The organism is Streptomyces sp. NPDC001933, assembly GCF_042890955.1.
Taxonomy (GTDB): Bacteria; Actinomycetota; Actinomycetes; order Streptomycetales; family Streptomycetaceae; genus Streptomyces.
The window spans coordinates 744,194-754,712 of the sequence record NZ_JBIASS010000001.1 but is presented as its reverse complement, the minus strand read 5'-3'; the positions used below and the strand labels follow the sequence as shown (position 1 = coordinate 754,712).

Below are 10,519 nucleotides of genomic sequence, written 5' to 3'. Positions count from 1 at the left end.
GCGCCGCCCGACTCCCCGAAGGGGTGGAATACGGGCCTCCGGCCGTCATCTGACGCCCCCTCTCCTGGCCCCGCGGCAGGCCCCTCCCCGGCCCGGCGCCCACCTCGGGCTAGCGTGGCCGCGTGCCCTACTTCGACACCGCATCCGCCGCCCCCCTGCACCCCGTCGCACGCCAGGCGCTGCTTGCCGCACTGGACGAGGGCTGGGCCGATCCGGCCAGGCTCTACCGGGAGGGGCGGCGGGCCCGGCTGCTGCTGGACGCCGCCCGGGAGGCCGCCGCCGAGGCCGTCGGGTGCCGCCCGGACGAGCTCACATTCACTCCTTCGGGGACCCTGGCGGTTCACTCGGGAATTTCCGGGGCCCTCGCGGGGCGTCGGCGTGTCGGCCGCCATCTGGTCGTCTCCTCGGTCGAACATTCGTCGGTGCTCCATTCGGCCGCCACCCATGAGGCGCAGGGCGGGTCGGTCTCCGAGGTCCCGGTGGACCGGTCGGGGGCGGTGAGCGCGGCGGCGTACGCGGGGGTGCTGCGCGAGGACACCGCGCTGGCCTGTCTGCAGTCCGCCAATCACGAGGTCGGCACCGAGCAGCCGGTGGCCGCGGTCGCGGAGGCCTGCCGGGCGGCCGGGGTGCCGCTGCTGGTGGACGCCGCGCAGTCGCTGGGCCGGGAGCCGGTGCCGGCGGGCTGGTCGCTGCTGACGGGCAGTGCCCACAAGTGGGGCGGGCCGTCCGGCGTCGGGCTGCTGGCGGTGCGCAAGGGGGTGCGGTTCGCAGCCCAAGGTCCGGCCGACGAGCGGGAGTCGGGGCGGGCGGCGGGGTTCGAGAACCTTCCGGCGATCGTCGCCGCGGCGGCGTCGCTGCGGGCGGTGCGGGCCGAGGCCGCCGCCGAGTCCGTGCGGCTGCGGGGCCTGGTGGACCGGATCAGGGCCACGGTGCCGGAGCTGGTGCCCGATGTGGAGGTGGTCGGCGATCCGGTGCGGCGGCTGCCGCATCTGGTGACCTTCTCCTGTCTCTATGTCGACGGGGAGACACTGCTGCACGAGCTGGACCGGGCAGGTTTCTCCGTATCGTCCGGTTCGTCCTGCACCAGCAGCACGCTGACCCCGAGCCATGTACTCAGGGCCATGGGGGTGCTTTCGGAGGGGAACGTACGGGTGTCGCTGCCGAACGGCACCACCTCGGAGGACGTCGACCGTTTTCTGGACGTGCTGCCGCAGGTGGTGGCGGAGGTACGGGAGAGGCTGGGCGCGCCCGTCGCGGCGCCCCCGAAGGCCGCCCCGGCCGGGTCCCTGGTGGTCGACGCGCTCGGGAAGCGGTGCCCGATCCCGGTGATCGAACTCGCGAAGGTGATCGGGGACGTACCGGTGGGCGGGACGGTGACCGTGCTCTCCGACGACGAGGCGGCACGGCTGGACATCCCGGCCTGGTGCGCGATGCGCGAGCAGGAGTACGTGGGCGAGGAGCCGGCGGACCGCGGCTCGGCCTATGTGGTCCGCCGGCTGTCCTGACTACGCGAGGTGGGTGCGGACCTCGGCGGCGGCCTCGTGGCCGTACGCCTTGGTGAAGCGGTCCATGAAGTGGGCGCGGCGCAGGGTGTACTCCTGGGTGCCGACCGTCTCGATGACCAGGGTGGCGAGCATGCAGCCGACCTGGGCGGCGCGCTCCAGGCCGACGCCCCAGGCGAGGCCGGAGAGGAAACCGGCCCTGAAGGCGTCGCCGACGCCGGTCGGGTCGGCCTTGATCTCCTCCTCCGGGCAGCCGACCTCGATCGGCTCCTGGCCGGCGCGCTCGATGCGGACGCCGCGGGCGCCGAGGGTGGTGACCCGGTGGCCGACCTTGGACAGGATCTCCTCGTCGCTCCAGCCGGTCTTGGACTCGATGAGCCCCTTCTCGTACTCGTTGGAGAAGAGGTACGTGGCGCCCTCCAGGAGGATCCGGATCTCGTCGCCGTCCATCCGGGCGATCTGCTGCGAGAAGTCCGCGGCGAACGGGATGCCCCGGGAGCGGCATTCCTCGGTGTGGCGGAGCATGCCCTCGGGGTCGTCGGCACCGATCGAGACCAGGTCGAGGCCGCCGACCCGGTCGGCGACGGCCTTCAGCTCGATGAGGCGGGCCTCGCTCATCGCACCGGTGTAGAAGGAACCGATCTGGTTGTGGTCGGCATCCGTGGTGCAGACGAAGCGGGCGGTGTGCAGGACCTCGGAGATCCGGACCGATCCGGTGTCGACGCCGTGGCGGTCGAGCCAGGCGCGGTACTCGTCGAAGTCGGAGCCGGCGGCCCCGACCAGGATCGGCTCCGTGCCCAGCAGGCCCATGCCGAAGCAGATGTTGGCGGCGACACCGCCCCGGCGCACGTCGAGGTTGTCGACCAGGAAGGAGAGCGAGACCGTGTGCAGCTGATCCGCGACCAGCTGGTCGGCGAAACGGCCGGGGAAGGTCATGAGGTGATCGGTGGCGATGGAGCCGGTGACTGCGATTCGCACGGGGAGACTGCTCCTGCGGAGATCGGGGGGAACGGGTGACCGTGTTCCCGGGGCGGCGTGACAGTTCACGCTACCGGTTCCACGGAGCACCGCGAAGGGGGGAAAACTACCCGATAGTAGGGCTTTCTTCCTGAGGCCGGTGGTGCCTACGGTGCGGATATGTCGAACCACATCGCCACGCGCGACTCCGAGATGAGCCTGGCCGAGCTGCGCGGTGACTGCGCGCGGATGGCTCCGCACTGGGTTGCCCACCCGAAGTCTGCCCCCGTTCGGGTCGCGCCGTCCCGGATTCACGGGGTCACCGTTCCCGCCGCCTCCGCCCGGCTGATCGACGCCATGTCCGATTACGGCGACTGAGAGGCGGCCGAGACCCGCACCGTTCGCGCCTGAGCCCCGCGAGGGAACCGTGCGCGCCGCTGCCCCGTCCCACCGTTGTCCCCGTCCGGGGACGGACGACAGGCCGGGCGACGGCATGTGACGGCCATGCAGGCGAAGGAGCGATCCGGTGAGCACCGAGCGACCCGACAACGACGTGACCGGCCCCCGGCGGCGTTCGCCGCTCGCCGTGGCCTCGGTGGCGGCAGCCGTACTGCTGGCCGGTGGCGGCGGTGCGTACTGGGCCGCGACCGCGGCCGACGACGACGGCAGGTCCGGCGGCAGCGCGGACGACGGCGGGCGGCGCACCCCTCCCCCGCTGGCCCTGGACCAGCGTGAGGGCGCCCCGGCGGCGTCCGAGGCGCCCTCGCGGGGCATCGCGCCGGGCGAGCCCGACCCGAGCGGCGGCCGGGTGGTCTACCGCGCGTCCGGCAAACTGCCCGAGGGGCCGCGCACGGCCGCGGTGCGGCACGCGGTGGGGACCGTCTCGGCGGCCGAGGTGGCCCGGCTGGCGAAGGCGCTGAAGCTGGCGGGCACACCGCAGGCCGAGGGCACATACTGGAAGGTGGGGTCCGAAGGGGACGGCTCCGGCCCGGTCCTGCGGGTGAACAAGCAGGCCCCGGGCACCTGGAGCTTCGCCCGGTACGGCTCCGGCGGTACGGACAACTGCCAGAAGGAGACGGTCTGTTCGGGCGGGAACCCGGCTCCGGGCGGCAGTGGCTCCCCGGTGGGCGAGAGTGCCGCCAGGGCCGCCGCGGCACCGGTCCTGAAGGCGGCGGGGCAGGACGGCGCCGCGCTCGATTCCGGTCAACTCATGGGCTCGGTACGGGTGGTGAACGCCGATCCCAAGGTGGGCGGCCTTCCCACGTACGGCTGGTCGACCGGGATCCAGGTGGGTCCGGACGGTGAAGTGGTCGGCGGCAGCGGGCAGTTGAAGGGCCTGGAGAAGGGCGACAGCTATCCGGTGATCGGCGCGGCCCAGGCGCTGGAGCAGCTGAACGGGCCGGCGTCCCGCAAGGAGGCCCGCGCGGACATCGGCGGATGCGCCACCCCCGTACCGCTGGACGAGGGCCTGAAGTCGCCGAAGGCCCACTGCGGGGCGCGCACCGGGGCGGAGCGGCCGACGACGACCGTGACGGTCGACAAGGCGGTGTTCGGCCTGGCGGCGCAGTACGTGGCGGGCAAGCAGACGCTCGTACCGTCCTGGCTGTTCTCGGTGCGGCCCGCCGCGGGCGGCCTGGGCACCACGGTGACGCAGGTCGCCGTGGCCCCCTCGTACCTGGCGAAGGACGCGCCGGCGACGACCGCCCCCACGCCGGCTCCGACGCCCCCGGGGGACGCGGAGCAGTCCCAGCGGCAGCTGCTGTCGTACAGCGCCGACGGACGGACCCTGTCGGTGACGTTCTGGGGCGGGGTGTGCAGCACGTACACCGCGAGCGCGACCGAGAGCCCGGACCGGGTGACCGTGAAGGTGACGGAGGCGAAGCAGCCCGGGAAGAAGGTCTGCATCATGATCGCCAAGGAGCTGACCCGGACGGTGACGCTCGACGCGCCGCTCGGCGACCGGACCGTGGTCGACGCGGCGTCGGGCGACGACGTGCCCCGCGCCTGAGCGCCGGGCCCCGGGTACGGCTCGGGTACGACGACGGCGGCGGTCCCGGATTCCGGGGCCGCCGCCGTTGTGCCGTTCCGCGTCGCGCTCGGGCGCACGCGCCGCCTTCAGGGCTTAGCTGAAGGAGTCGCCGCAGGCGCAGGAGCCCGTGGCGTTGGGGTTGTCGATCGTGAAGCCCTGCTTCTCGATGGTGTCGACGAAGTCGATGGAGGCGCCACCCAGGTACGGAGCACTCATCCGGTCGGTGACGACCTTGACGCCGTCGAAGTCCTTCACGACATCGCCGTCGAGCGAACGCTCGTCGAAGAAGAGCTGGTAGCGCAGGCCCGAGCAGCCGCCGGGCTGGACGGCGACGCGCAGCGCCAGGTCATCACGGCCTTCCTGCTCCAGCAGGCCCTTGACCTTGGCTGCGGCGGCGTCGGACAGGAGGATGCCGTCGCTCACGGTGGTGGTCTCGTCCGATACGGACATCTGCTTCTCTCCCGGGTTGTACGGAGACTGCTTGCCGACGTTGCAACCGACGGGACCGCGGATTCATTCCGGGCCGAGCGCTTGCCTGTTCCATTCATGCTCGCACACCGGCCGGCCGGGGGGATGCGTCACATCGACACTATGGACATCGTCAAAGTGACGTGAACCGGATATGATAGATAGCGTCAATTAGACGAAAAGGCTTCGCGGAAGCGTTTCGCAGAGGCTTTCAGCAGAGAAGAAAGGGTGCGTGACGTGACCACGGCCCACCCCGTCCAGGATCTCGACGTCCAGCCGACGCCGCTCGCCCTGCTCCTGCTCGGCCGTGAGGCCGACCCGAGGAGCGAGCGCGGCGTCGAGTGCCCCGGCGACCTGCCCTCCCCGTCCGACCCGGACCTGGTGGAGCGTGCCCGCGCGGCCAAGGAGAAGCTCGGGGACAAGGTGTTCGTCCTCGGCCACCACTACCAGCGCGACGAGGTCATCCAGTTCGCGGACGTCACGGGCGACTCGTTCAAGCTCGCCCGGGACGCGGCCGCGCGGCCGGAGGCCGAGTACATCGTCTTCTGCGGCGTGCACTTCATGGCCGAGTCCGCGGACATCCTGACCACCGACGACCAGAAGGTCGTGCTGCCGGACCTGGCGGCGGGCTGCTCCATGGCCGACATGGCCACCGCCGAGCAGGTCGCCGAGTGCTGGGACGTGCTGACCGAGGCCGGGGTCGCCGAGCAGGTCGTGCCCGTCTCGTACATGAACTCGTCCGCCGACATCAAGGCGTTCACCGGCAGGCACGGCGGCACCATCTGTACCTCCTCCAACGCCAAGCGGGCGCTGGAGTGGGCCTTCGAGCAGGGCGAGAAGATCCTCTTCCTGCCCGACCAGCACCTGGGCCGGAACACCGCGGTCCGGGACATGGGGATGTCGCTGGAGGACTGCGTCCTCTACAACCCGCACAAGCCCAACGGCGGCCTGACCGCCGAGGAGCTGCGGAACGCGAAGATGATCCTGTGGCGCGGGCACTGCTCGGTGCACGGCCGCTTCTCGGTCGAGTCCGTCAACGACGTCCGCGAGCGGATTCCGGGCGTCAACGTCCTGGTGCACCCCGAGTGCAAGCACGAGGTCGTGGCGGCGGCGGACCACGTCGGCTCGACGGAGTACATCATCAAGGCCCTGGAGGCGGCCCCGGCCGGCTCGAAGTGGGCGATCGGCACCGAACTGAACCTGGTGCGCCGGCTGGCCAACCGGTTCGCGGCCGAGGACAAGGAGATCGTCTTCCTCGACAAGACGGTCTGCTTCTGCTCGACGATGAACCGGATCGACCTGCCGCACCTGGTGTGGGCGCTGGAGTCGCTGGCCGAGGGCAAGCTGGTCAACCGGATCGAGGTCGACCCGGAGACGGAGAAGTACGCCAAGCTCGCTCTGGAGCGGATGCTGGCGCTGCCGTAGGCGTACGGCCCACACGGCACGCAGGAAGGCCCCGGCACCGGAAAAGAATCGGTGCCGGGGCCTTCCGTGTGCCGGGTCAGGCCTTCGCGGGCTCCGGCTCCTCGGAGGCGGTGTCCGCCGCGGGGGCCGGGGCGGGCAGGCCCGCCTTCTTCGCGCGCTTGAGCGCCTTCTTCTTCGCGCGGCGCTCCTTGCGGAGCTCCACCATCGCGTAGAGCGTCGGCACCAGGAGCAGCGTCAGCAGCGTCGAGGTGACCAGGCCGCCGATCACGACCACCGCGAGCGGCTGCGAGATGAAGCCGCCCTCGCCGGTGACGCCGAGCGCCATCGGGAGCAGGGCGAAGATCGTCGCGAGTGCGGTCATCAGGATCGGGCGGAGACGGTGGCGGCCGCCCTCGACGACCGCTTCGACGACGCCCATGCCCTGGGTCCGGTACTGGTTGATCAGGTCGATCAGCACGATCGCGTTGGTCACCACGATGCCGATCAGCATCAGCATGCCGATCATCGCCGGGACGCCCATCGGGGTGCCGGTGATCACGAGCAGGCCGAGCGCGCCGGTCGCCGCGAACGGGATGGAGACCAGCAGGATCAGCGGCTGGATCAGGGACTTGAACGTCGCCACCAGCAGCATGAAGACGATCGCGATCGCGGCCAGCATGGCCAGGCCGAGCTTCAGGAACGCGTCGTTCTGGTCCTCGGAGACACCGCCGATGGTGGCGGTGGCGCCGTCCGGGAGCTTCAGCGCGTTGATCTTCGTCTGGAGCGAGGCGCTGACCGCACCGGTGTTGTCACCGGTGGGCTTGGCGGTGATCGTCGCGGCGCGCTGTCCGTCGATCCGGGTCATGGAGACCGGGCCGGGGACCAGTTCGACGTCGGCGATCTGTCCGAGCTTCACCGGGCCGAGGGGCAGGTTCTTCAGCTCGGCCATGGTGGTGGCCGGGTGGGCGGACTTGATGACGACGTCCCGCTCGGTGTCGTCCATGATCGCCTTGCCGGACGGGGTGCCGCGCACCGCTCCGGCGACGGCCGCGCCGAGCGTGGCCTGGCTGAAGCCGGCCTCGGCGGCCTCGGGCTTGGCCTTGACCGAGATCCGCGGGACGCTCTGCGCGAGGTCGCTCTGGACGTCGGTGACGTCCTTCAGCTCCGCCACCTCGGCCCGGACCTGCTCGGACGCCTTCCTCAGCACGTCCGCGTCGGCGGCCTTGACCACGACGCTGAGGTCCTGGCTGCCGAAGCCGTCGCCCGCGGAGATGGTGGTGTCACCGATGCCGTCGAGCTTGCCGAGCGCGGTGTCGATGCGCTTCTGCGTGGCGTCGAAGTCGCCCGAGTCCTTCAGGGTGACCTGGTACGAGGCCTGGTTGGCGCCGGTGCCGCCGCCGAAGGCCGCCATGAAGCCGGAGGAGCCGACGGTGACCTGGTAGTCCTTGACGCCCTTGTCGTCGGTGAGGACCTTCTCGACCTTCTCGGCCGCCTCGTCGGCGGCCGCCAGGCTGGTGCCGGGGGCCAGCTCCTGCTTGATGGAGAGGACCTCCTGCTCGCCCTGGTCGAAGAAGTTGGTCTTCAGCAGCGGGGCCATGCCGAAGGTGCCGATGAAGACGACGATCGCGATGACGATGCTGGTGATGCGGCGCCGGGTGGCGAAGCGCAGCACCGGGATGTACAGCCGCTGGAGCCGGCTGCGGGCCTCCTTCTCCTCGGCCTTGCGACGGGCCTCGTCCGGGTTCTCCGTGGCGCCCTTCGGGGCGCGCAGGAACCAGTAGGACAGGACGGGGACGACGGTCAGCGAGACCAGCAGGGATGCCAGCAGGGCCGCGGTGACGGTCAGCGAGAAGGAACCGAAGAGCTCCCCGACCATGCCGCCGACGAGACCGATCGGCAGGAAGACGGCGACCGTGGTGAGGGTCGAGGAGGTGACCGCGCCGGCCACTTCCTTCACCGCGGCGATGATCGCCGACTGGCGCTCCTCGCCGTAGCCGAGGTGGCGCTTGATGTTCTCCAGGACCACGATCGAGTCGTCGACGACGCGGCCGATCGCGATGGTCAGCGCGCCCAGCGTGAGCATGTTGAGCGAGAGGTCACGGGTCCAGAGCACGATCAGCGCGAGGACCACGGAGAGCGGGATGGAGACCGCGGTGACCAGGGTCGAACGCAGCGAGGCGAGGAAGACCAGGATCACGATGACGGCGAAGAGCAGACCGAGCGCACCCTCGGTGGTCAGACCGGAGATCGCCTTGGAGACGGCGGGGCCCTGGTCGGAGACGACGGTCAGTTCGGCGCCGGCTCCGAGGTCCTTGCGGAGGTCGGGGAGCTTGTCCTTGACCGCGTCCGAGATGGCGACGGCGCTGCCGTCCTTGTCCATGGTGGCCATCACGGCGAGGCTCGGCTTGCCGTTGGTACGGGTGATGGAGACCGCGGTGGACGGCTCCTGCTTCACCTTGGCGACGTCACCGACCCGGACCGGCTCGCCGGGCTTGCCCGTGGCCGGGTCCTGACCGGCGACCCGCAGGTCCTCGATCTGCTTCAGGGAGGTGAAGGCGCCGCCGACCTGGACGGTGCGGCTCTTGCCCGACTCGGAGAAGGAACCGGCGGGGACGGTCGCGCCGCCCGCCTGGAGCGCCTGGGAGAGCGTCATGGCGTTCAGCCCGGCGGCGGCGAGCTTCTTGTCGTCGGGGGTGATGGAGACCTGGAGGTCCTGCACCCCGTCGACGGTGACCTGGCCGACGCCGCTGATGTCCTCCAGGGCGGGGACGACCGTGCGGTCCAGCTGGTCGGCGAGCGCCTGCTGGTCCTTGTCGGAGGTGACGGCGAGGACGACGGCCGGGATGTCGTCCGTCGAGCCGGCGATGACCTGCGGGTCGACGTCGTCGGGAAGCTGGGCGCGGGCGCGGTTCACCGCCTGCTGGATGTCGGCGACGAGCTGCTTGGTGCCCTCGCTGCCGAAGTCGAAGGACGCCATGATGACGGCGCTGCCCTCGCTGGCGGTCGAGGTGATCCCGGTGACGCCGTCGACGGCCTTGACCGAGTTCTCCAGCGGCTCGACGACCTGCTTCTCGACCACATCGGGGGACGCACCCTGGTAGGGGGCGATGACCGACACCATCGGGAGTTCGATGGTGGGCAGCAGCTGCTGCTTGAGCTGCGGGATCGCGATCGCTCCGAATACGAGCGCGACGATCGAGATCAAACCGATCAGGGCCCGTTGCGCGAGGCTGAATCTGGACAGCCAGGACATGGGTGAGGTCTCTCTTCTGTGGCTTACGCGGCAGGTGGGCGACGGGCAGCTGGGGGGACAGACCCGGCCCAGTTACACGATCGCCCGCCGGCAAGGGTGAAAGCGTCGGCCCCCGGGTTGCTTTCTTATGCCGCGCATACCGCAGGTGGAGTACGCCGGATCTCCACCCCTCACTCCGCCCTGGGGCGCACCAGGCCTGATTCGTAGGCAATTACCACCAATTGGGCCCGGTCCCTGGCGCCCAGCTTCGCCATCGCCCGGTTCACATGGGTCTTGACGGTGAGCGGGCTGACGACGAGCCGCTCGGCGATCTCGTCGTTGGAGTGGCCGCCCGCGACCTGGACGAGCACTTCGCGCTCGCGGCCGGTGAGCGCGGTGAGCCGCTCGGAGTACTCCGCGGCGCTCGGCCCGTCGCCCTGCGAACTGCCGCCCTGGGCGAGGAAGGTGGCGATCAGGCCCTTGGTCGCGGCGGGCGAGAGCAGCGCCTCGCCGCCCGCGGCGATACGGATCGCGTTGAGCAGTTCCTCCGGTTCCGCCCCTTTGCCGAGGAAGCCGGACGCCCCGGCCCGCAGCGACTGCACCACGTACTCGTCCACCTCGAAGGTGGTGAGCATGACGACCCGTACGCCGGACAGCTCCGGATCGGCGCTGATCATCCGGGTCGCGGTGAGTCCGTCCGTACCCGGCATCCGGATGTCCATCAGCACCACGTCGGCGCCGGTCGAGCGAGCCAGCTCCACTGCCTGCGCGCCGTCCGCCGCCTCGCCGACCACCTCCATGTCGGCCTCCGAGTCGACCAGCACCCGGAACGCGCTGCGCAGCAGCGTCTGGTCGTCGACGAGCAGCACCTTGATGGGCGGTGCCATGCGGTCTCCCCCCGCCGACGTGCCGTTCTCCCCCGGTGTC

8 protein-coding genes are annotated in these 10,519 nt (G+C 70.9%); 4 read left to right on the top strand and 4 right to left on the bottom strand.

Annotated features, from left to right (window positions below; all coding sequences use genetic code 11):
• The first annotated feature begins 122 nt into the window (after positions 1 to 122).
• A complete protein-coding gene (locus ACFYY7_RS03320) occupies positions 123 to 1,505 on the top strand; it encodes a cysteine desulfurase/sulfurtransferase TusA family protein (RefSeq protein WP_388656380.1) in 1,383 nt (460 codons plus the stop codon).
• Here the strand turns inward: ACFYY7_RS03320 and ACFYY7_RS03315 are convergent, their stop codons facing one another.
• Positions 1,506 to 2,480 (bottom strand): carbohydrate kinase family protein, encoded by a 975-nt coding sequence (locus ACFYY7_RS03315; RefSeq protein ID WP_388656377.1) that lies wholly within the window; start codon positions 2,478 to 2,480, stop codon positions 1,506 to 1,508.
• 159 nt (positions 2,481 to 2,639) lie between these two features.
• On the opposite strand from ACFYY7_RS03315, the gene ACFYY7_RS03310 reads away from it, so the two are divergent.
• Both ACFYY7_RS03310 and ACFYY7_RS03305 read left to right on the top strand, forming a co-directional pair.
• Positions 2,640 to 2,837 carry a hypothetical protein gene (locus tag ACFYY7_RS03310; RefSeq protein ID WP_351257415.1) on the top strand — a complete coding sequence of 66 codons (198 nt, stop codon included), beginning with the start codon at positions 2,640 to 2,642 and terminating at the stop codon, positions 2,835 to 2,837.
• Between the two features lie 148 nt (positions 2,838 to 2,985).
• Positions 2,986 to 4,467 (top strand): hypothetical protein, encoded by a 1,482-nt coding sequence (locus tag ACFYY7_RS03305; RefSeq protein ID WP_388656374.1) that lies wholly within the window; start codon positions 2,986 to 2,988, stop codon positions 4,465 to 4,467.
• A 114-nt stretch (positions 4,468 to 4,581) separates the two neighbouring features.
• Here ACFYY7_RS03305 and ACFYY7_RS03300 read toward each other — a convergent pair whose 3' ends face one another.
• Complete coding sequence (locus ACFYY7_RS03300; protein ID WP_030933606.1) at positions 4,582 to 4,938, bottom strand: iron-sulfur cluster assembly accessory protein; 357 nt, start codon at positions 4,936 to 4,938, stop codon at positions 4,582 to 4,584.
• A gap of 246 nt (positions 4,939 to 5,184) precedes the next feature.
• Here ACFYY7_RS03300 and nadA point away from each other — a divergent pair, with 246 nt between their 5' ends.
• On the top strand, positions 5,185 to 6,381 hold the full coding sequence (nadA, locus tag ACFYY7_RS03295) for a quinolinate synthase NadA (protein WP_388656371.1): 1,197 nt from the start codon (positions 5,185 to 5,187) through the stop codon (positions 6,379 to 6,381).
• Positions 6,382 to 6,457: 76 nt separating this feature from the next.
• Here the strand turns inward: nadA and ACFYY7_RS03290 are convergent, their stop codons facing one another.
• Together ACFYY7_RS03290 and ACFYY7_RS03285 are read right to left on the bottom strand one after the other, a co-directional pair.
• Entirely contained in the window at positions 6,458 to 9,613 is a 3,156-nt protein-coding gene (locus ACFYY7_RS03290) for an efflux RND transporter permease subunit (RefSeq protein WP_388656368.1), read from the bottom strand.
• A 170-nt stretch (positions 9,614 to 9,783) separates the two neighbouring features.
• Positions 9,784 to 10,479, bottom strand: a complete 696-nt coding sequence (locus ACFYY7_RS03285; RefSeq protein ID WP_388656365.1) for a response regulator — start codon at positions 10,477 to 10,479, stop codon at positions 9,784 to 9,786.
• Positions 10,480 to 10,519 lie beyond the last annotated feature (40 nt).